The 21923-nt window shown below is 64.0% G+C and carries 17 protein-coding genes; 15 read left to right on the forward strand and 2 right to left on the reverse strand.

Going from position 1 to position 21923, the window contains the following annotated elements:
* Positions 1-24 precede the first annotated feature (24 nt).
* From alkB2 to guaD, 5 genes are all read left to right on the forward strand, one after another.
* Positions 25-1158, forward strand: coding sequence for an alkane 1-monooxygenase AlkB2 (gene alkB2, locus LE197_RS14390; RefSeq protein WP_003083349.1), 1134 nt, complete (start codon positions 25-27; stop codon positions 1156-1158).
* Between the two features lie 220 nt (positions 1159-1378).
* Positions 1379-2833, forward strand: coding sequence for a xanthine dehydrogenase small subunit (xdhA, locus tag LE197_RS14395; RefSeq protein WP_023109005.1), 1455 nt, complete (start codon positions 1379-1381; stop codon positions 2831-2833).
* Positions 2826-5225, forward strand: coding sequence for a xanthine dehydrogenase molybdopterin binding subunit (xdhB, locus tag LE197_RS14400; protein ID WP_003161820.1), 2400 nt, complete (start codon positions 2826-2828; stop codon positions 5223-5225). Before xdhA ends, xdhB begins: the two co-directional genes overlap by 8 nt.
* A 26-nt stretch (positions 5226-5251) precedes the next feature.
* Positions 5252-6091: a xanthine dehydrogenase accessory protein XdhC gene (gene xdhC / locus LE197_RS14405; protein WP_003083344.1), complete on the forward strand. Its 840-nt coding sequence runs from the start codon at positions 5252-5254 to the stop codon at positions 6089-6091.
* Positions 6092-6160: 69 nt separating this feature from the next.
* Positions 6161-7465 (forward strand): guanine deaminase, encoded by a 1305-nt coding sequence (gene guaD, locus LE197_RS14410; RefSeq protein WP_003083342.1) that lies wholly within the window; start codon positions 6161-6163, stop codon positions 7463-7465.
* A 53-nt stretch (positions 7466-7518) separates the two neighbouring features.
* Here guaD and LE197_RS14415 read toward each other — a convergent pair whose 3' ends face one another.
* On the reverse strand, positions 7519-8295 hold the full coding sequence (locus LE197_RS14415) for a GntR family transcriptional regulator (protein ID WP_016253618.1): 777 nt from the start codon (positions 8293-8295) through the stop codon (positions 7519-7521).
* A 374-nt stretch (positions 8296-8669) separates the two neighbouring features.
* Here LE197_RS14415 and LE197_RS14420 point away from each other — a divergent pair, with 374 nt between their 5' ends.
* Entirely contained in the window at positions 8670-10019 is a 1350-nt protein-coding gene (locus LE197_RS14420) for an NCS2 family permease (RefSeq protein ID WP_003087209.1), read from the forward strand.
* Positions 10020-10259: 240 nt separating this feature from the next.
* Here LE197_RS14420 and uraH read toward each other — a convergent pair whose 3' ends face one another.
* Positions 10260-10640: a hydroxyisourate hydrolase gene (uraH, locus tag LE197_RS14425; protein WP_003087207.1), complete on the reverse strand. Its 381-nt coding sequence runs from the start codon at positions 10638-10640 to the stop codon at positions 10260-10262.
* 372 nt (positions 10641-11012) lie between these two features.
* On the opposite strand from uraH, the gene puuE reads away from it, so the two are divergent.
* From puuE to LE197_RS14470, 9 genes are all read left to right on the forward strand, one after another.
* Positions 11013-11939 (forward strand): allantoinase PuuE, encoded by a 927-nt coding sequence (gene puuE / locus LE197_RS14430; protein ID WP_003083336.1) that lies wholly within the window; start codon positions 11013-11015, stop codon positions 11937-11939.
* Positions 11936-12451 (forward strand): 2-oxo-4-hydroxy-4-carboxy-5-ureidoimidazoline decarboxylase, encoded by a 516-nt coding sequence (gene uraD / locus LE197_RS14435; protein ID WP_003087205.1) that lies wholly within the window; start codon positions 11936-11938, stop codon positions 12449-12451. The genes puuE and uraD overlap by 4 nt, the downstream gene beginning before the upstream one ends.
* A gap of 17 nt (positions 12452-12468) precedes the next feature.
* Positions 12469-13467: an allantoicase gene (alc, locus tag LE197_RS14440; protein WP_023109006.1), complete on the forward strand. Its 999-nt coding sequence runs from the start codon at positions 12469-12471 to the stop codon at positions 13465-13467.
* A 54-nt stretch (positions 13468-13521) separates the two neighbouring features.
* On the forward strand, positions 13522-14031 hold the full coding sequence (locus tag LE197_RS14445; RefSeq protein ID WP_003083329.1) for an ureidoglycolate lyase: 510 nt from the start codon (positions 13522-13524) through the stop codon (positions 14029-14031).
* A gap of 48 nt (positions 14032-14079) precedes the next feature.
* The gene (locus tag LE197_RS14450) at positions 14080-15357 is read left to right on the forward strand and encodes a urate hydroxylase PuuD (RefSeq protein ID WP_003083321.1); all 1278 of its coding nucleotides are present in this window, start codon (positions 14080-14082) and stop codon (positions 15355-15357) included.
* 484 nt (positions 15358-15841) lie between these two features.
* Positions 15842-16360, forward strand: coding sequence for an Hcp family type VI secretion system effector (locus LE197_RS14455; protein WP_003083317.1), 519 nt, complete (start codon positions 15842-15844; stop codon positions 16358-16360).
* Between the two features lie 181 nt (positions 16361-16541).
* Positions 16542-19070, forward strand: a complete 2529-nt coding sequence (locus tag LE197_RS14460; protein WP_023109007.1) for a type VI secretion system Vgr family protein — start codon at positions 16542-16544, stop codon at positions 19068-19070.
* Positions 19067-20776: an esterase/lipase family protein gene (locus LE197_RS14465; protein ID WP_023112557.1), complete on the forward strand. Its 1710-nt coding sequence runs from the start codon at positions 19067-19069 to the stop codon at positions 20774-20776. The genes LE197_RS14460 and LE197_RS14465 overlap by 4 nt, the downstream gene beginning before the upstream one ends.
* Positions 20773-21915, forward strand: coding sequence for a T6SS immunity protein Tli4 family protein (locus tag LE197_RS14470; RefSeq protein WP_031638038.1), 1143 nt, complete (start codon positions 20773-20775; stop codon positions 21913-21915). The genes LE197_RS14465 and LE197_RS14470 overlap by 4 nt, the downstream gene beginning before the upstream one ends.
* Positions 21916-21923: the final 8 nt, after the last annotated feature.

Below are 21923 nucleotides of genomic sequence, written 5' to 3' on the forward strand. Positions count from 1 at the left end.
ACAAGATAAATAGGAGGACTTCCCATGTTTGCCTCGCTTTCCTCTGCCTGGATGCTGCGTCTGAAAAAGTACGGCTACTGGATCTGGCTGATCGCGGTGCTCGGCATCCCGCTCAGCTACTGGTGGTCGCTCGGTAGCGACTACCCCAACGCCTGGCCCTGGCTGGTGATCAGCGTGGTGTTCGGGCTGATCCCGATCCTCGATGCCATCGTCGGCCGCGATCCGGCCAACCCCGAGGAAGCCAGCGAAGTGCCGGAGATGGAAGCACAGGGCTACTACCGCGTACTGTCCCTGGCCACCGTCCCGCTGTTGCTGGGCATGCTCGTCTGGTCCGGCTGGATCCTCGCCCACGAGACCCGCTGGGACTGGGTCGGCCAACTGGGCTGGATCCTGTCGGTGGGCACCGTGATGGGCGCCATCGGCATCACCGTCTCCCACGAACTGATCCACAAGGACCCGCAACTGGAACAGAACGCCGGCGGCCTGCTGCTGGCAGCGGTGTGCTATGCCGGCTTCAAGGTCGAACACGTGCGCGGCCACCATGTACACGTCTCGACCCCGGAAGATGCCTCGTCCTCGCGCTACGGCCAGAGCCTCTACTCGTTCCTCCCGCACGCCTACAAGCACAACTTCCTCAACGCCTGGCGCCTGGAGGCCGAGCGCCTGAAGCGCAAGGGCCTGCCGGCCCTGCACTGGCGCAACGAGCTGATCTGGTGGTACGCCATCAGCGCCCTCTTCCTGCTCGGCTTCAGCCTGGCCTTCGGCTGGCTGGGAGCGATCTTCTTCCTCGGCCAGTCGGTGATGGCCTTCACCCTGCTGGAGATCGTCAACTACGTCGAGCACTACGGCCTGCATCGGCGGCGCCTGGACAACGGCCGCTACGAACGCACCACGCCGGAACACTCGTGGAACAGCAATTTCCTCCTGACCAACCTGTTCCTTTTCCACCTGCAGCGCCATTCCGACCACCATGCCTACGCCAAGCGCCGCTACCAGGTGCTGCGCCACTACGACAGCAGCCCGCAACTGCCCAACGGCTACGCCGGGATGATCGTCCTCGCCCTGTTCCCACCGCTCTGGCGCGCGGTGATGGACCCGAAGGTGCGTGCCTACTATGCCGGCGAGGAATACCAGCTTACCGACACCCAGCGCATCTGAGCGTCCCGCCCCTGGGAAACGGCACCTTCGGGTGCCGTTTTCGTTTATGGGCAAACTGACTGACCTACAGGTCAAAAAATTATTTGACTCAAAAGTCAGTTTTTTCTAGATTCGCCTCCATAGCTCCTACCGTGGAGCCCTGTGCGGAAACCGCCCCACTCCGGCCGGTTCTCCTGCAAGGCCTAGAATTCAATAACAAGAACCCGCCTGGAGGCACGCCTTGATCAGGTTCCTGCTCAACCGGGAGATCCGCGTCGAAGAACGCCTGGACCCCAACCTCACCGTCCTCGACTACCTGCGCCGGCACCTCGGCAAGACCGGCACCAAGGAAGGCTGCGCCTCCGGCGATTGCGGCGCCTGCACCGTGGTGGTCGGCGAACTGGTCACCGGCGAGGATGGTGCCGAACGCATCCGCTATCGCAGCCTGAACTCCTGCCTGACCTTCGTTTCCGCCCTTCACGGCAAGCAATTGATCACCGTCGAGGACCTCAAGCACCGAGACCGCCTGCACGACGTGCAGCAGGCGATGGTCGACTGCCATGGCTCGCAGTGCGGGTTCTGCACGCCGGGCTTCGTCATGTCGCTGTTCGCCCTGCAGAAGAACAGCGCCGGCGCCGATCCGGCCAAGGCCCACGAGGCGCTCGCCGGCAACCTCTGCCGCTGCACCGGCTACCGGCCGATCCTCGACGCCGCCGAGCAGGCCTGCTGCCACAAGCGCGCAGACCAGTTCGACGCCCGGGAAGCCGCCACCATCGAGCAATTGCGCGCCATCGCTCCGCGCGAAACCGCCGAGCTGAACAGCGGTGACCGGCGCTGCCTGCTGCCGCTCACCGTCGCCGACCTGGCCGACCTCTACGGCGCCAATCCGCAGGCACGCCTGCTGGCCGGCGGCACCGACCTGGCGCTGGAGGTCACCCAGTTCCATCGCGAACTGCCGGTGATGATCTATGTCGGCCACATCCGCGAAATGAAACGCATCGAAGTGGGCGTCAACTGCCTGGAAATCGGCGCCGCCACCCCGCTGACCGACTGCTACCAGGCGCTGGCCGCGGACTACCCGGACTTCGGCGAATTGCTGCAGCGTTTCGCGTCCCTGCAGATCCGCAACCAGGGCACTCTCGGCGGCAATATCGGCAACGCCTCGCCGATCGGCGACGCCCCGCCGCTGCTGATCGCCCTCGGCGCGAAGATCGTCCTGCGCCGCGGCGAACGGCGCCGCGAGCTGCCGCTGGAGGAGTACTTCCTCGACTACAAGGTCACCGCCCGCGAAGAAGGCGAGTTCATCGAGAAGATCCTGGTCCCGCGTGCCCGGCCCAGCCAGGCGTTCAAGGCCTACAAGGTCTCCAAGCGCATCGACGACGATATTTCCGCGGTCTGCGCCGCCATCAGCCTCGACCTGGAAGATGGCCGGATCGCCCGCGCCAGGGTCGCCTTCGGCGGCATGGCGGCGATTCCCAAGCGCGCCACCGCCTGCGAAGCGGCGCTGCAAGGCGCGCGCCTGGAAGCCGCCAGCTTCGAACGCGCCGCCGCCGCCCTGGCGAACGACTTCACCCCGCTCAGCGACTTCCGCGCGAGCAAGGAATATCGCCTGCTGACCGCGCAGAACCTGCTGCGCAAATGCTTCCTGGAGCTGCACGCTCCCGCCGTCGAAACCCGGGTGACCGCCTATGTCTAACCATCGCAAGCCGCACAAGAGCCAGGAAGAGCTGGCCGACCTGTTCCGCGCCGAGCTGACCACCGGAGTCGGCCGCAGCGTCAAGCACGAAAGCGCCCCCAAGCACGTCAGCGGCGAGGCGATCTACATCGACGATCGCCTGGAGTTTCCCAACCAGTTGCACGTCTATGCGCGCCTGAGCGAGCGCGCCCACGCCCGCATCACCCGCCTCGACGTGACGCCCTGCTACCAGTTCCCCGGCGTCGCCATCGCCCTCACCGCCGCCGACGTTCCCGGCCAGTTGGACATCGGCCCGGTGGTGGCCGGCGACCCGCTGCTGGCCGATGGCAAGGTGGAGTATGTCGGACAGATGGTCCTGGCGGTCGCCGCCGACAGCCTGGAAACCGCGCGCAAGGCGGCCATGGCGGCGATCGTCGAGTACGAAGACCTGGAGCCGGTGCTCGACGTGGTCGAGGCCCTGCGCAAGCGCCATTTCGTCCTCGACAGCCACCAGCACCGCATCGGCGATTCCGCCGCCGCGCTGGCCGGCGCGCCGCATCGCCTGCAAGGCACGCTGCACATCGGCGGCCAGGAGCATTTCTACCTGGAGACGCAGATTTCCTCGGTAATGCCCAGCGAAGACGGCGGCATGATCGTCTATTGCTCGACCCAGAACCCCACCGAAGTGCAGAAGCTGGTGGCCGAGGTCCTCGGGGTTTCCTTCAACCGCATCGTCATCGACATGCGCCGCATGGGCGGCGGCTTCGGCGGCAAGGAAACCCAGGCCGCGGCGCCGGCCTGCCTGTGCGCGGTGGTCGCCTACCACACCGGGCGTCCGGCGAAGATGCGCCTGCCGCGCATGGAGGACATGCAGATCACCGGCAAGCGTCACCCGTTCTACGTCGAATACGACGTCGGCTTCGACGACGATGGCCGCCTGCACGGCATCCAGATCGACCTGGCCGGCAATTGCGGCTATTCGCCGGACCTCTCCGGCTCGATCGTCGACCGCGCCATGTTCCACTCGGACAACGCCTACTTCCTCGGCAACGCCACCATCTACGGCCACCGTTGCAAGACCAACACCGCCTCGAACACCGCCTACCGCGGTTTCGGCGGGCCCCAGGGAATGGTCGCCATCGAGGAGATCATGGACGCCGTGGCCCGCAGCCTGGGCAAGGATCCGCTGGAGGTGCGCAAGCTCAACTACTACGGCAAGGACGAGCGCAACGTCACCCATTACCACCAGACCGTCGAGCACAACCTGTTGGCGGAGATGACCGCCGAGCTGGAAGCGAGCAGCGAGTACGCCCGCCGCCGCGAGGAAATCCGTGCCTTCAATGCCGCCAGCCCGGTCCTGAAGAAAGGCCTGGCGCTGACCCCGGTGAAGTTCGGCATTTCGTTCACCGCGACCTTCCTCAACCAGGCAGGTGCGCTGATCCACATCTATACCGACGGCAGCATCCACCTGAACCATGGCGGCACCGAGATGGGCCAGGGCCTCAATACCAAGGTCGCCCAGGTGGTCGCCGAGGTCTTCCAGGTCGACGTGGAGCGCATCCAGATCACCGCCACCAATACCGACAAGGTACCCAATACCTCGCCCACCGCCGCCTCCTCGGGCACCGACCTGAACGGCAAGGCCGCGCAGAATGCCGCCGAAACCATCAAGCGGCGCCTGGTGGAGTTCGCCGCGCGGCACTGGAAGGTCAGCGAGGAAGACGTCGAGTTCCGCAACAACCAGGTGCGTATCCGCGAGCTGATCCTGCCGTTCGAGGAACTGATCCAGCAGGCCTACTTCGGCCAGGTCTCGTTGTCCAGCACCGGCTTCTACCGCACGCCGAAGATCTTCTACGACCGCGAGCAGGCCCGTGGCCGGCCCTTCTATTATTTCGCCTACGGCGCCGCCTGCTCGGAGGTGATAGTCGATACCCTCACCGGCGAATACCGCATGCTGCGCACCGACATCCTGCATGACGTCGGCGACTCGCTGAACCCGGCCATCGACATCGGCCAGGTCGAAGGCGGCTTCGTCCAGGGCATGGGCTGGCTGACCATGGAGGAACTGGTCTGGAACGCCAAGGGCAAGCTGATGACCAGCGGCCCGGCCAGCTACAAGATTCCCGCCGTCGCCGACATGCCGCTGGACCTGCGGGTGAAACTGCTGGAGAACCGCAAGAATCCGGAGCAGACCGTGTTCCATTCCAAGGCCGTGGGCGAGCCGCCGTTCATGCTCGGCATCTCGGTCTGGTGCGCGATCAAGGACGCCGTGGCCAGCCTCGCCGACTACCGCGCGCAACCCGCCATCGACGCGCCGGCGACGCCCGAGCGGGTGCTCTGGGGCGTGGAACAGATGCGCCGGCTGAAGGCCGCCCAGGCGCAAGCGGCGGACGCCGCGGTCGAACCGGCCTGAACCGCCGCGATCGGGAGGATGACGAGATGAACTGGATCAGTGCCCTGGCCGAGTTGCAGCGTAGCGGCGAACCTTGCGTCCTGGTGACCATCATCGAGGAGCGCGGCTCGACCCCGCGCAACGCCGGCTCGAAGATGGTGGTCAGCGCCGAGCGGCTCTACGACACCATCGGCGGCGGCCACCTGGAATACAGGGCCCAGGCCATTGCCCGGGAAATGCTCGCCGCGCGGACCCAGGACACCCGCCTGGAGCGCTTCAGCCTGGGCGCCAGTCTCGGCCAGTGCTGCGGCGGCGCCACGGTGCTGCTGTTCGAGCCGATGGGCCAGCCGCAGGCACACATCGCCGTGTTCGGCGCGGGCCACGTCGGTCGCGCCCTGGTACCCTTGCTCGCCAGCCTGCCCTGCCGGGTGCGCTGGATCGATTCGCGGGAACACGAATTTCCCGCGCTCCTGCCCGACGGCGTGGAGAAAGTGGTGAACGACGAAGTGCTCGACGAGGTCGAGCGGATGCCGCCCGGCAGCCACTTCATCGTCATGACCCACAATCACCCGCTGGACCTGGAGCTTACCGCGGCGATCCTGGCGCGCAACGACTTCGCCTACTTCGGCCTGATCGGCTCGAAGACCAAGCGCGTCAAGTTCGAGCACCGCCTGCGCGAACGTGGCGTCGACGCCGAACGCCTGCAACGGATGCGCTGCCCGATGGGCCTGGAGCAGGTGAAAGGCAAGCTGCCGGCGGAGATCGCCATCTCCATCGCCGGCGAGGTGATCGCCACCTACAACGCCGCCTTCGGCCTGGAACGCAAGCAGGGGCCGTCGAGCGTCACCCGGCTGACCCCGGAGTCGCGCCGCGCCCACGAATCCTGAGCGGCCCCCCGCTCCCCCGCGTCCGCCGCCAGGCGGCGGACCTCCCACGAACCTTTTTTCGAGACTGCCATGACCCGCAACGCCAAAGCCTACCGCGCCGCCATCCTGCACAGCATCGCCGACCCCGCGGAGGTCGGCGTCGAACGCTCCTACGAATACTTCGAGGACGGCCTGTTGCTGGTGGAGGACGGCAAGGTCGCTCGCCTCGGTGACGCCGAAACCCTGCTCGGCGAGATCGGCGAGGTCGAGGTCTTCGAGTACCGCGACGCGCTGATCACCCCCGGCTTCATCGATACCCACATCCATTTCCCGCAGACCGGGATGATCGCCTCCTACGGCGAACAACTGCTGGACTGGCTGAACACCTATACCTTCCCCACCGAGCGCCAATTCGGTGACCAGGCCCATGCCGACCAGGTCGCCGAGATCTTCCTGCAGGAACTGCTGCGCAACGGCACCACCACCGCGCTGGTCTTCGGCAGCGTGCACCGGCAATCGGTGGAATCGCTGTTCGAGGCCGCCCGGCGCCTGGACCTGCGCCTGATCGCCGGCAAGGTGATGATGGACCGCAACGCGCCGGACTACCTGACCGACACCGCCGAGAGCAGCTACCGCGACAGCAAGGCGCTGATCGAGCGCTGGCACGGCCAGGGCCGTCTGCTCTACGCGGTGACCCCGCGCTTCGCCCCGACCAGCACCGCGGAACAGCTGGACATGGCGGCGCGGCTGCTGCGCGAGCATCCCGGCGTATACCTGCACACCCACCTGTCGGAGAACCTCAAGGAAATCGAGTGGGTGAAGGAGCTGTTCCCCGAGCGCAGCGGCTACCTGGACGTCTACGACCACCACGGCCTGCTCGGGCCGCGCTCGGTGTTCGCCCATGGCGTGCACCTGTGCGACGGCGAATGCCAGCGCCTGGCGGAGACTGGCTCGGCAGTGGCGTTCTGCCCGACCTCCAACCTGTTCCTCGGCAGCGGTCTGTTCGACCTGCCGAAGCTGGAGCGCTACAAGGTCAAGGTCGGCCTCGGCACCGATGTCGGCGCCGGCACCAGCTTCTCCCAGCTGCAGTCCCTGAACGAGGCGTACAAGGTCATGCAGTTGCAGGGCGCCCGCCTCGATCCGTTCAAGTCGCTCTACCTCGCCACCCTCGGCGGCGCCCGTGCGCTGGAGCTGGACGACCGGATCGGCAGCTTCGCCACCGGCAACGAGGCGGACTTCGTGGTCCTCGACTACCACGCCACCCCGCTGCTCTCCTACCGCCTGAGCCAGGCCGGCAGCCTGGCCGAACGGCTGTTCGCGCTGACCATCCTCGGCGACGACCGCACGGTGAAGGAAACCTTCGCCGCCGGTCGCTCGGTGCATCGCCGCGACTGACTCCCGGCGGAAACGAAAAAGCCCCGCATCGCGGGGCTTTTTCATGCTTCGGATCAGGCCGCCGAGTCGCTGTCGGCCTTGGCCCGGCGTGGCTTCTTCTTGCCGCCGAGGAGGTGCGAGAACACCGCGTGCAGGTCGCCGGAAGCGTTGTCGCTCTCCAGGTTGAGCTTGCTGTCGATATGCTCCATGTGGTGCATCATCAGGGTCACCGCGCGCTCCTTGTCGCCCTTCTCGATGGCGTCGAGGATCTCGTTGTGCTCGTCGAACGAGCAGTGCGAGCGACCGCCGCTTTCGTACTGGGCGATGATCAGCGAGGTCTGCGACACCAGGCTGCGCTGGAAACTCACCAGAGGAGCGTTGCGCGCCATCTCGGCAAGCTTCAGGTGGAACTCGCCGGACAGGCGGATGCCGGCGCCCCGGTCGCCACGGGCGAAGCTGGATTGTTCCTGCACCACCATCTCGCGCAACTCGGCCAGACGCTCGGCGGTGGCGTTGTCGGTGGCCAGTTCGGTGATGGCGCGCTCGACTGTGCGGCGGGCGAAAAGGATCTGCCGGGCCTCGTCGATGCTCGGGCTGGCGACCACCGCGCCGCGGTTCGGCCGTAACAGCACCACCTGCTCGTGGGCCAGGCGCGAGAGGGCGCGGCGAATGATGGTGCGGCTGACACCGAATATCTCGCCGAGCGCTTCCTCGCTCAGCTTGGTGCCGGGGGCCAGGCGTTGTTCGAGGATGGCGTCGAAGATGTGGGCGTAGACGATCTCGTCCTGGGTACCGCTGCGGGCCTTGCCGGTGCGCGGCGGCTTCCTGATGTGTTGCAACTGATCGGTCATCGGTCTCGAACCTTGTGCGTCCGGCTTGTGGCCTGGGCTGATCCTCGCTCACGGGCGTGGGTGAGGCACGCCGGCGGCTGATAGCGAAATAGTGTACACAAGCAGCGGCATCCGGCGCACCACCCCTTTCCGCCCCTCGTTCCGAGCGCGCGGCTCCGCCCGGAAGGGGGCGTGACGGAAAGCTGATAAAAATGTGGCGAAACACCCTCAAACATTCTTTGACCTTTTTGTATACAAAGGCATAATCGCTCGCACGAGTTCTTGACCCAGAGGTCAGAAAATCGTGCCCTCACATCACCTTCGAGCCGCGTCAGGGACCTGGTAACCAACCGGCCCGCAGGACCTAACAACAAGAGCGATGAGGAGTACCTGCTGTGGAAAGCACCAAACAAGAAGAACAAGGGATCTACGCTGCGACACCGCCCGCCACCGGCCTGCTCGAACGCCTGTTCAAGCTCCGCCAGCATGGTACGACGGTCAGGACCGAGCTGGCGGCCGGGCTGACCACCTTCATCACCATGGCCTACATCATCTTCGTCAATCCCAACATCATGGCCGACGCCGGCATCGACCACGGCGCGGCGTTCGTCGCCACGTGCCTGGCGGCCGCCCTCGGCTGCTTCCTGATGGGCCTGTACGCCAACTGGCCGGTGGGCCTGGCGCCGGGAATGGGACTGAACGCCTTCTTCACCTACACCGTGGTCGGCACCATGGGCTACAGCTGGCAGATCGCCCTGGGCGCGGTGTTCATCTCCGGGGTGATGTTCATGCTGCTGACCTTCTCCCGGGTCCGCGAATGGCTGCTCAACAGCATCCCCCGCAGCCTCAGGTTCGCCATGGGTGCGGGAGTCGGCCTGTTCCTCGGCCTGATCGGCCTGAAGACCGCCGGCATCGTGGTGGCCAGCCCGGCGACCCTGATCAAGCTCGGCCACCTCACCTCGCCCGGCCCGCTGCTGGCGGCACTGTGCTTCCTGATGATCGCCGTGCTCGAGTACCGCCGGGTGTTCGGCGGCATCCTCATCAGCATCCTCAGCGTCACCCTGGTCGGCTGGGCCCTCGGCCTGGTGCAGTACGGCGGGGTGTTCTCGGCGCCGCCGAGCCTGGCGCCGACCTTCCTGGCGATGGACATCGCCGGCGCGTTCAACGTCACCATGATCAGCGTGATCCTGGCCTTCCTCTTCGTGCACATGTTCGATACCGCCGGCACTCTCATGGGCGTCGCCCAGCGCGCGCACCTGGTGAAGGAGGACGGGCGCATCGAGAACCTGTCGAAAGCGATGAAGGCCGACAGCGCCTCCAGCGTGTTCGGCGGCATGCTCGGTGTCCCGCCGGTGACCAGTTACGTGGAGAGCGCCGCGGGCGTGGCCGCCGGCGGACGTACCGGGCTCACCGCGGTGGTGGTCGGCGTGCTGTTCGTCGCCGCGATGTTCTTCGCCCCGCTGGCCGGGATGATCCCCGCCTTCGCCACCGCCGGCGCGCTGATCTACGTGGCCATGCTGATGATGGGCGGAATGGCGCACATCGACTGGGACGAGCACACCGAGACCATCCCGGCGATCGTCACGGTGATCATGATGCCGCTGACCTTCTCGGTGGCCGACGGTATCGCCCTGGGCTTCATCACCTACGTCGCGATGAAGGTCCTCACCGGCAAGCACCGCGAAGTCTCGGCCAGCCTCTATGCCTTGTTCGTGATATTCGTCGCCAAGTTCATCTTCCTCTGACCCGCCCGGATGGCGGATGGCCGCACGCGGCTATCCGCCTCGAACCTGTCGTTGCCCCGCAGGGCTCGCGACGCGCAGCTTCATCCCCCGCCCATTCGTACCCTGCGCCGCATTTCCCTTCCTGCCCACGAGTGGCGGATAACCGGCAACCCTCGGCGCACTCCCCGCGAACGAAAAAAAGCCCGCTCGATGGCGGGCCAGGGAAAAGGACTCGGAGAGTCAGTGTTTCGTGGCACGCACCTAGCTGCCGCGATAGGTCGAATAGCTGTAGGGCGAGATCAGCAGCGGCACGTGGTAGTGATCGTCGGCGGAGGCGATGCCGAAACGCAGCACCACCTGGTCGAGGAAGGCCGGCTCCGGCAATTGCACGCCGCGGGCGCGATAGTAGTCGCCGGCGTTGAACACCAGTTGATAGACCCCGGGACGGAAGTCCTCGCCTTGCAGCACCGGCTGGTCGCAGCGGCCGTCGTGGTTGGTCAGGGTGGTGGCGATCAGTTCCAGTTGCTGGCCTTCTACCCGGTACAGCTCGATCTTGATGCCATGGCCGGGGCAGCCGTGTGCGGAATCCAGTACATGCGTGGTCAAACGTCCCATGGGTTGCGGGCGCCCGCTGGCGGACACCACTCCTCCTCTTGCCTTCGTTCGATGGGGATCGCTCCGGGACCTGCCCGGCGCCGCTCGCTTGCAGCCCGCCAGGGAGCCGCTTGCGAAGCAATATAAGTTATCTTTCGATGAATTGTATACAAAAAACACCGCCACAACCGAAAATGCGGCAGCCGCCCCGAAATCGAGCATTCCTTCCACAAGCCCCACCCCGCAGGGCCTCATTCTTCGCTAACTGACCAGTCGGGCAGGTTTTTTGCTGGATGAATGGCAGGGATCGGCAAACAGGATTGTATTTACAGACCGCAGGCAAACTTGTATACAATAAATCCATCACGGCATCCCCGGCCCGTCCGGCCCGCCGCCCCATCCACAATAAGGAACACTGCTGTGAGCGCTGACTACCCACGCGACCTGATCGGATACGGCAATAACCCTCCCCACCCTCACTGGCCCGGCGATGCGCGCATCGCCCTGTCCTTCGTGCTCAATTACGAAGAAGGTGGCGAGCGCTGCGTCCTGCATGGCGACAAGGAGTCCGAGGCGTTCCTTTCCGAAATGGTGGCTGCCCAGCCCTTGCAGGGCGTGCGCCACATGAGCATGGAATCGCTCTACGAATACGGCAGCCGCGCCGGGGTCTGGCGCCTGCTCAAGCTGTTCAAGCGACGCAACGTGCCGCTCACCGTGTTCGCCGTGGCCATGGCGGCGCAGCGCAACCCTGAGGTGATCAGGGCGATGGTCGCCGACGGCCACGAAATCTGCAGCCACGGCTACCGCTGGATCGACTACCAGTACATGGACGAGGCCCAGGAGCGCGAGCACATGCTCGAAGCCATCCGCATCCTCACCGAACTCACCGGCCAGCGCCCGGTGGGCTGGTACACCGGACGCACCGGCCCGAACACCCGGCGCCTGGTGATGGAGGAAGGCGGCTTCCTCTACGACTCCGACACCTACGACGACGACCTGCCCTACTGGGACCCGGCCAGCACCGCGGAGAAACCGCATCTGGTGATTCCCTATACCCTGGACACCAACGACATGCGCTTCACCCAGGTGCAGGGCTTCAACAATGGCGAGCAGTTCTTCCAGTACCTGAAGGACGCCTTCGACGTGCTCTACGAAGAAGGCGCGACGGCGCCGAAGATGCTCTCCATCGGCCTGCATTGTCGGTTGATCGGTCGCCCGGCGCGGATGGCCGCCCTGGAGCGCTTCATCCAGTACGCGCAGAGCCACGACAAGGTCTGGTTCGCCCGCCGCGAAGACATCGCCCGCCATTGGCACCGTGAGCATCCTTTCCAGGAGACCGAGGCATGAGCCGTTTCCAGACCCTGACCCCCGCCTCGCTGTCCCGCGAGGCCTTCGTCGAAGCCTTCGCCGACATCTACGAACACTCCCCCTGGGTCGCCGAGAAGGCCTATGACCTGGGTATCGACGACAGCCTCAACGATATCGAGGGCCTGCACCAGCGCATGGCCGACATTCTCCTGTCGGCAAGCCGCGAGGCCCAGCTGGCGCTGATCAACGCCCACCCGGACCTCGCCGGCAAGGCAGCGATCCGTGGCGAACTGACCGCCTCCAGCACCTCCGAGCAGGCCGGCGCCGGGATTCACGAATGCAGCGCCGAGGAGTTCGCCCGCTTCACCGAACTCAACGACGCCTACAAGGCCAGGTTCGGCTTCCCCTTCATCAAGGCGGTGAAGGGCAGCAACCGCCATCAGATCCTGGCGGCCTTCGAGGAACGCATCCAGCACTCCGCCGACGAGGAGTTCGCTACCGCGCTGGCCGAGATCAACAAGATCGCCCTGTTCCGCCTGCAGCAGCTCTGAGGCCTGCGGAGACGAGCATGAACGCCGAACACGCGCCCTTCCGCCACTACCTCGACCTCGCCGACGCGCGCCTGGGCAGCCAGGTGGTCGCCGTCAGCGACGAATGGTTCGCCCCGGCCAGCCGCATGCTGCAGGCCGGCGAACCGGTGTGGAAGGAAGGCGTGTTCGACGACAGCGGCAAGTGGATGGACGGCTGGGAAACCCGCCGCAAGCGCTTCGAGGGCCATGACCAGGCGGTGATCCGCCTGGGTGTGCCGGGCGTGCTGAAGGGCGTCGACATCGACACCCGCTTCTTCACCGGCAACCATCCGCCGGCGGCTTCCCTGGATGGCTGCTTCTGCACCGAAGGCGACCCGGACGACAGCACGTCCTGGAGCGAAGTGCTGCCGGCGGTGGGGCTGCAGGGCGATAGCCATCACTACCACCCGATAGACGACGAACGTCCCTGGACCCACCTGCGTCTGAACATCTACCCGGACGGCGGTATCGCCCGCCTGCGCCTCTATGGCGTGCCCTACCGCGACTGGAGCAGCCTGCCGCCGGGAACGGCGCTCGACCTGGCCGCAGCGGTCAACGGCGGCCGGGCGCTGGCCTGTTCCGACCAGCATTTCGGACGCATGGGCAACCTGCTCAACCCCGGACGTGCCATCAACATGGGCGACGGCTGGGAAACCGGCCGCCGCCGCACGCCGGGCCACGACTGGGTGATCGTCGCCCTCGGCCATCCCGGCAGCATCGAGGCGGCGGTCGTCGATACCTTGCACTTCAAGGGCAACTATCCGGAAAGCTGCAGCATTCAGGCCGCCTTCGTGGAAGGCGGAAACGAGGCCCGGATCGAGGCACAGAGCCTCTTCTGGCGCGAGCTGCTGCCAGCGCAGAAGCTGGAAATGCACCAGGAACATCGGTTCGAGTGGCACCTCAACGCCCTCGGCCCGATCAGCCATGTACGCCTGAACATCTTTCCCGACGGCGGCGTCAGCCGCCTGCGCCTGTTCGGCAGGCCACAATTACCGTGAGACCCGGGCCCCACGTGCGTCCGGAATACAACAAACAGAATCGACAGGATCAGTATGCGCACTCTCAAGATCGAGCCGTTGACCAAGGAAGCCTTCGCCCCGTTCGGTGACGTGATCGAAACCGCCGGCAGCGACTATTTCATGATCAACAACGGCTCCACCCGCCGTTATCACAAGCTGGCCACGGTCGAGACCGCGCAGCCGGAAGATAACGCGATCATCAGCATCTTCAGCGCCGAGAAGCTGGAAATGCCGTTGCGCATCCGCATGCTGGAACGCCATCCGCTGGGCAGCCAGGCCTTCATCCCGCTGCTCGGCAACCCCTTTCTGGTCGTGGTCGCGCCACTTGGCGATGTACCTGTACCGGGCCTCGTCCGCGCCTTCCTGACCAACGGAAGGCAGGGCGTCAATTACCACCGCGGCGTCTGGCACCATCCGGTGCTGACGATCGAAAAGCGGGATGACTTCCTGGTGGTCGATCGCAGCGGTTCCGGGAACAACTGCGACGAGCATTTCTTCACCGAGGACGAACAGCTCCTCCTCGACCCCCAATCAAACCAATAAGAGAGGTCCTGCCGCCGGTCCGCCGGCCAGGGCAAGAGGTACAAGACTGTGGAAGCACATCTCATCGAATGGCTGAACCTGCTGGTGCGCTGGATTCACATGATCGTCGGGATCGCGTGGATCGGCGCTTCGTTCTATTTCGTCTGGCTGGAGAACAACCTCAACCGCAGCAACCCGCGTGAAGGCCTGTCCGGAGACCTCTGGGCAATCCACGGTGGCGGCATCTACCACCTGGAGAAGTACAAGCTGGCTCCGCCGAAAATGCCGGAGAACCTGCACTGGTTCAAATGGGAGGCCTACTCCACCTGGATGTCCGGGGTGGTGTTGCTGACCATCGTGTTCTACCTGAACCCGACCCTCTACCTGATCGCCCCCGGCAGCGACCTGGCGCCGGCGGCGGCCATCGCCATCGGCATCGGTTCGCTGGTCTGCGGCTGGTTCGTCTACACCATCCTCTGCGATTCGGCGCTGGGCAAGACCCCTGCCCTGCTCGGCCTGGTCCTGTTCGTCCTGCTGGTCGCCGCCGCCTACGGCCTGACCCAGGTGTTCAGCGGCCGCGGCGCCTACCTGCACGTCGGCGCGATCATCGGCACCATCATGGTCGGCAACGTGTTCAGGGTGATCATGCCGGCCCAGCGCGCGCTGGTGAAAGCCATCGAAGAAAACCGCGAGCCCGATCCGGTGCTGCCAGCCAAGGGCCTGCTGCGCTCCCGGCACAACAACTACTTCACTCTGCCGGTGCTGTTCATCATGATCAGCAACCACTTCCCGAGCACCTACGGCAGCCAGTACAACTGGCTGATCCTGGCCGCCATCGCGGTGCTCGCGGTACTGGTACGCCACTACTTCAACACCCGCCACGAAAGCAACCGCTTCGCCTGGGCACTGCCCGCCGGCGCGCTGGGCATGATCGCCCTGGCCTTCGTCACCACGCCGAACTACCAGCAGGCTTCCGCACCGCTGGCCAGCACCCCGGCGGCGGCACCGGCACAACCGGCGACCGGCGGCGACGCACCAGCCGCGCCCGCCGCGACCCAGGCCTCCAATGCCGGGGCCGCGAGCGGAGCCGACTTCGACAAGGTCCATCACGTGATCCAGGAGCGCTGCACCGTCTGCCACTCGGCGAAACCGACCAGCCAGCTGTTCAGCACCGCGCCAGGCGGGATCATGCTCGACACCCCGCAGCAGATCCAGCAACTGGCACCGAAGATCCAGGCCCAGGCCGTGGCCTCGCAGATCATGCCGCTGGGCAACATCACGCAGATGACCCAGGAAGAACGCAACCTGATCGGCAGCTGGATCGCCAAGGGCGCACAGATCAACTGAGCCTTGGCCGAAAGGCGAAGAACCGCACCTCCGGTTCCCCGCAGCAGAACAACCCTGCTGGCCCTACCCCAAAAGCCCTCTCCATAGAGGGCTTTTGGCCATAACTCGCCATATCTTTCAGCCCCCAACCTCTCCGATAACTCACTTTCCTTCACCCTGGGCCGATGGAACGAAACCGTGCGGCGCTATCTTCGCCTACCTTGCCAATGAAGAACTGTGCAACTTTTTGGTTGATAACGTTGTGGATAGAACGCTAGGGAACAAATACCCAAAGGGCTCCGAGAGAGTGCGCAACTTTTTGCAAGCGGTGCGCAAAAGTTGCGCAATTTTCAGTGTTCTTCCCATGAGAATCGCCAGCGAATTTTTGGTTTCCCCCAATAACGCCTTGATGGAAAAGAGTTTCAAGACCAGTGGCACGGTTCTTGTCTAGCACCGGTGACCCCGGCATATCGCCTGGGCACTTTCAACGACAAGGAACGTATCCATGGCAACCCCCGCCTATATGTCCATCACCGGCACCAAGCAGGGCCTGATCACCGCCGGCGCCTTCACCGAGGATTCGGTCGGCAACACCTACCAGGAAGGCCACGAGGACCAGGTGATGGTCCAGGGCTTCAACCACGAAGTGATCATCCCGCGCGACCCGCAGTCCGGCCAGCCGACCGGCCAGCGCGTGCACAAGCCGGTGGTCATCACCAAGGTCTTCGACAAGGCCTCGCCGCTGCTGCTGGCCGCCCTGACCTCCGGCGAGCGCCTGACCAAGGTCGAGATCCAGTGGTACCGCACCTCCGCCGCCGGCACCCAGGAGCACTACTACACCACCGTCCTGGAAGACGCGATCATCGTCGACATCAAGGACTACATGCACAACTGCCAGGACCCGGGCAACGCCCACTTCACCCACCTGGAAGACGTGCACTTCACCTACCGCAAGATCACCTGGACCCACGAAGTCTCCGGCACCTCCGGCTCCGACGACTGGCGCTCGCCGGTGGCAGGGTGAGTTGACAGGCACACCGGTCGTACACCTGTACGGCCGGTTCTCCGTCGAGCCGAAAATGTCCGCTACTTCGCGAAATAGACACCGAGCCAAGACTTTCGGCAGCGGCTGAGCAAGAGTAACGTGGGGCTCGCTTCTCCAACGGATGGGGGAGGAACCGCCCGCCAGGAACAAGGAACGATCCATGCGTCAAAGGGACCTGAAATTCACCTTCGTCGTCGGCGAAGGGAAACTCGCGTTCGATGTCGTCGAGTTCGAACTGGAAGAAGCGCTCTGCGAGCCTTTCCGCCTGAACCTGAAGCTGGCCAGCGACAAGAACGCCATCGATTTCAGGCAGGTACTCGACCAGCCGGGCACCTTCACCCTCTGGCAGGACGGCCGTCCGGCCCGCTACGTCCATGGCATCGTCAGCCACTTCACCCAGGGCAGCTCGGGTTTTCGCCGGACCCGCTACGAACTGCTGCTGGAACCGCAGTTGGCGCGCCTGGAGCTGTGCTGCAACTGGCGGATATTCCAGGAGAAGAGTGTTCCGGAGATTCTCCAGGCGCTGCTCAAGGAGCACCGGGTGCTCGACTACGAACAGCGTATCTACCACGAGCACCTGCCACGCGAATACTGCGTGCAGGCCGGCGACAGCGATCACTACCTGCACGACCGGCTGGCCTTCGAGGAAGGCCTGGTCTACTACTTCCGCTTCGACGAACACCGCCACACCCTGGTCTGCAGCGACCGGCTCTACGTCCAGGAGCGTATCGCCGGCGGCCCGGTACTGTTCAGCGCCCAGCCGGAGGGCGACAACCCGCAGCCGGTGCTTCATTCTTTCCGCTACAGCGAAAATGTTCGTACGGCTCGACAGACCCAGCGGGACTACAGCTTCAAGCGCCCGACCTACGACCAGGAGCATCATCTCGCTGGCGAGGCGCTCGAGCATCAGGGCTCGTCCTACGAGCGCTACGACTACCCCGGTCGCTACAAGCGGAGCGGCGCCGGCCGGCCTTTCACCGAAAGCCGCCTCAGAGGGCACCGGCGCGATGCGCGGGTGGCATCGGTCAGCGGCGACGACCCGCGGCTGATCCCGGGCCACGCCTTTGCCATGGAAGGTCATCCGCGTGCCGACTTCAACGCCTGGTGGCGGCCGGTACGGGTGGTCCATCGCGGCACCCAGTATGCCGGCCAGGAGGAAGAGTCCGCCGACGCCCCTCTGGGGGTGAGCTACGACCTGCGCGCCGAACTGGTACCCGAGGACGTCGAATGGCGTCCCGCACCGCTGCCTCGGCCACGTATCGATGGTCCGCAGATCGCGACGGTAGTCGGCCCGGCAGGGGAAGAGATCCATTGCGACGAGTGGGGACGGGTGAAAGTCCAGTTCCCCTGGGATCGCGAGGGACGTCACGATGAATTCAGTACCTGCTGGATACGGGTCGCGCAGAACTGGGCAGGTGCCGATTGGGGGCACATGGCGATCCCGCGGATTGGCCAGGAGGTGATCGTCGATTACCTGGACGGCGACTGCGACCAGCCGATCGTCACCGGGCGTACCTACCGGGCGACCAACCGGCCGCCCTACGCGCTGCCCGACCACAAGATCCTCAGCACCATCAAGAGCAAGGAGTACAAGGGCAGTCGGGCCAACGAGCTGCGCATCGACGACACCACGGCGCAGATCAGTGCGGCGCTGATGAGCGACCACGGTGCCAGCGCGCTGCACCTGGGCTACCTGACCCATCCTCGGCCCGAAGGCGGCAAGCCGCGCGGCGAGGGCTTCGAACTGCGCACCGACGAACATGGCGCGGTGCGTGCGGCCAAGGGGCTGCTGCTGAGCACCGAGGAGCAGCTCAGGGCCGGCGCCGGCCATCTCGACCGAGGCGTCGTGGTGCAGGTGCTGGAGGCCGCGCTGGAGCTGGCCCGCGAGCTGGGCGACTACGCCGGGGAGCACCAGGGCGTGGGGCACGACGCGGCGCCGCAGCAAACCCTCCAGGAAGCCGTGCGCGACCTCGGCCACGGCGCCAACGACGAGTCCGGCAAGAGCAACGGAGGCAAGCCGGCGATCGCCTTGAGCGGTCCGGCAGGGATCGCCGCGGCGACGCCGGCGAGCCTGACCCTGGCCGCCGGCGAGCACGTCGACAGCGTGGCCCGGCAGAACCAGCAGGTGACCGCCGGGCAGAAGGTGGTGATCAACGCCGGCAGCGACATCGGCCTGTTCGCCCAGGGCGGCGAGCTGCGCCAGATCACCCACCAGGGGCCGATGCTGCTGCAGGCGCAGAAGAACGACATCCGCCTGGAGGCCGAGCAGAGCGTGGAGGTCAGCGCCAGCCAGCAGCACGTGCTGGTCACCGCGAAGGAGCACATCACCCTGATGTGCGGCGGCGCCTACCTGACCCTCAAGGGCGGCAACATCGAGCTGGGCATGCCCGGCAACTTCGTGGTCAAGGCGGCGAAGCACAGTCATGTCGGTCCCGCTCATGCATCGACCAGCTTCAACGCCTGGGATTCGACACCGTTCGATGACCGGTATGTCCTGCGCGACGAAGCCACGCTGGAGCCGTTACCCAATATCGCCGTTGAAGTGATACGAGGCGATGGTGGTGTGGTGAAACTGATGACCGACAGCCAGGGCCGTTTACCCAAGCAACAACACCTGGCCATGGACCCGGTGCAGATACGCATCCTGGGCAAGGGCAGTCACAACAGCGACACGGAGTCCAACACATGAGCAGCGAACCGCTCGAGCCGAATCAGGATGTGATCATCCCTCGCTCTCGCGACAGTCTGGGACGGCCTGTCTACAAGGCGCAGTTGACCCGTACCGACAACCAGAGCGAAAAGGTGGCACTGATTCGGCAGACCGCTCCCCTGCCGGTGATCTTCATTCCGGGGATCATGGGAACCAACCTGCGCAACAAGGCAGATAAAAGCGAGGTCTGGAGGCCGCCGAATGGTCTGTGGCCCATGGATGACCTGTTTGCCTCCATCGGTGCGTTGTGGACTTGGGCCTGGAGGGGTCCAAAGGCCCGTCAGGAGCTCCTGAAGGCTGAGCAAGTAGAAGTCGATGACCAGGGTACGATCGATGTCGGTCAATCTGGTTTGTCCGAAGAAGCTGCCCGCCTGCGCGGCTGGGGCAAGGTCATGCGCAGTGCGTATAACCCGGTCATGGGATTAATGGAGAGGCGACTGGATAACATCGTCAGCCGGCGGGAACTCCAGGCATGGTGGAATGACGAAGCCCTCTCTCCTCCTGGAGATCAGGGTGAGGAGCAGGGAAAGGTGGGGCCGATCGATGAAGAGGAATTGCTCAGGGCCAGCCGATACCAGTTCGATGTCTGGTGCGCCGGCTATAACTGGCTACAGTCCAACCGGCAGTCGGCGCTGGATGTACGCGACTATATCGAGAATACCGTGTTGCCTTTCTACCAAAAGGAGTGCGGTCTCGATCCCGAGCAGGTGAGACGTATGAAGGTCATTCTGGTCACCCATTCGATGGGAGGGCTGGTGGCTCGCGCCCTGACACAGTTGCACGGCTATGAGCGCGTATTGGGGGTGGTGCATGGCGTACAACCTGCGACGGGTTCCTCGACCATCTACCATCATATGCGCTGTGGCTATGAAGGTATCGCACAGGTCGTGCTGGGGCGAAATGCCGGTGAAGTGACAGCCATTGTCGCCAATTCGGCCGGCGCGCTGGAATTGGCCCCTAGCGCCGAATACCGGGAAGGGCGTCCTTGGCTATTTCTGTGCGACGCGCAGGGGCAGGTGCTCAAGGATATCGATGGAAAGCCTCGGGCTTATCCGCAGAATCAGGACCCTTATGAAGAGATATACAAGAACACTACGTGGTATGGATTGGTGCCTGAGCAAAATTCACAATATCTGGACATGTCAGACAAAAAAGAAGGTTTAAGAGTTGGCCCCCGTGATAACTTTGAAGACTTGATAGATAGCATTGCTAATTTTCATGGTGAATTGTCAGCAGCAGGATATCACTCAGAGACCTATGCCCATTACGGAGCTGACGATAGCCGCCATAGTTGGCGCGACCTGATCTGGAAGGGTGACCCTACCCCTCTGGAGACCCCCGGTGCCACACTCAATGACGATGAGAACGGCACTTACAACAGTTGGTTCCGCCGGGGCTTGCCCACCATAGTGCAGGGTCCGCTGGAGACGGGAAATCCTCTGGACGCTTCCGGTAGCGGAGGTGACGAAACGGTACCGACCGACTCCGGCCAGGCGCCTGCCCTGGCGGGCGTCAAGGCCAGCTTTCGGCATGGCAGCAAGGGCAAGGGACAGGCCAATACCAAACGGGGCTATGAGCACCAGGAGAGTTACAACGATGCTCGTGCTCAATGGGCAGCGCTATATGGGGTGATCAAAATCACCCAGTTGGCAGATTGGCATCCTAATGACAAAGGAGGGACATGATGCATCCCCGTCGGTTGCTTGCTGTACTTGGAGTGGTGGTCTTGACCAGCATGACCAGTTGCACTTCGTTTTCTTCTTCTCGGAGCTCTTCCATGGACAAGACCGGATGGATTACTCATTGCTTTGGTCGCTTTCTGATTGATCTGCCACCTGACGCGGTAATCAATGCCGGATACTACCTATGGGGAGACAGAATTGAGTACTTAGATGATAAACCTACCGAACTGGCAGCCAGGGTTGATCGTCTTGAACAAGAGTGGAGGACTCAGAGACATAAATCCAAAGGCAACATGTTTCTTCGTAAAATTGACTTTGGCAATGAATCAGTAGGTTTATTGTCTTGGTCTTCAGAGGTTGCCTCTAAAACCTATTTATTGGATACCTATGTTACATCTAAGCCTACGTGGCATGCCTATCGTTGGAAAGGGAAAGTTTCGGTAGACAGAGAGCAACATGCTGTGGAGATATCTAGGGCTTTAGCTCGAAATCTACGTTCTCGCGCGCCAAAAGAAATCCCCAGCGAGCCGGGCTTTTGCATCGACCACGCTTATATTGCAGGGGATAGTTTTCAAGTGGAGAGGTTTGGAGTGGGAGTCACTTTCCCTGAGCACCCCGGCGCGCGCTTTGAATTCCGCTCCTCCACGGGAGCTGAGCTAAACAGCCTTCTTGAGCGAGTCGACGGCTTCGTGCAAAACATGCTCTCCACGTTTGCAGGCATGGAAAGGTTAAGAAAAGGAAAGCATCCTGTCGGGGGCCTTCCTGGAGAGGAATATCTGGTTGCGGGAAGCGATAAGGGGCAGCGCGGCTATACCTTCATGTGGGAGGTTCAAGGCAAGGAGGAATCGCTAACCGAGCCCCATCTTACTGCGGGACTGGCGGTACTGGAACGCAGCAATGAAAACGGTAAACCACCGCCCCCTGCCTTCAAATCGGACAAAGAGGCTTTGGAACTGTGGGACGCCATTGTCGATTCGATCCGCGTGCGCCCGACGTCTTCATCGCCGCGTGGCGGAAATGCCGGTCCTTCCCCTGCTCCGAAACCCGCTACGCCTGGCGGCCAAACGCTCGGTGATGACTATGTCTATGAGGAATTCCTCTCCAGCCTGAAGCCAAAAGACAGCTGGCTGGACGATCTATAGGAGCAACC

The organism is Pseudomonas sp. PS1(2021), assembly GCF_020405165.1.
Taxonomy (GTDB): Bacteria; Pseudomonadota; Gammaproteobacteria; order Pseudomonadales; family Pseudomonadaceae; genus Pseudomonas; species Pseudomonas aeruginosa.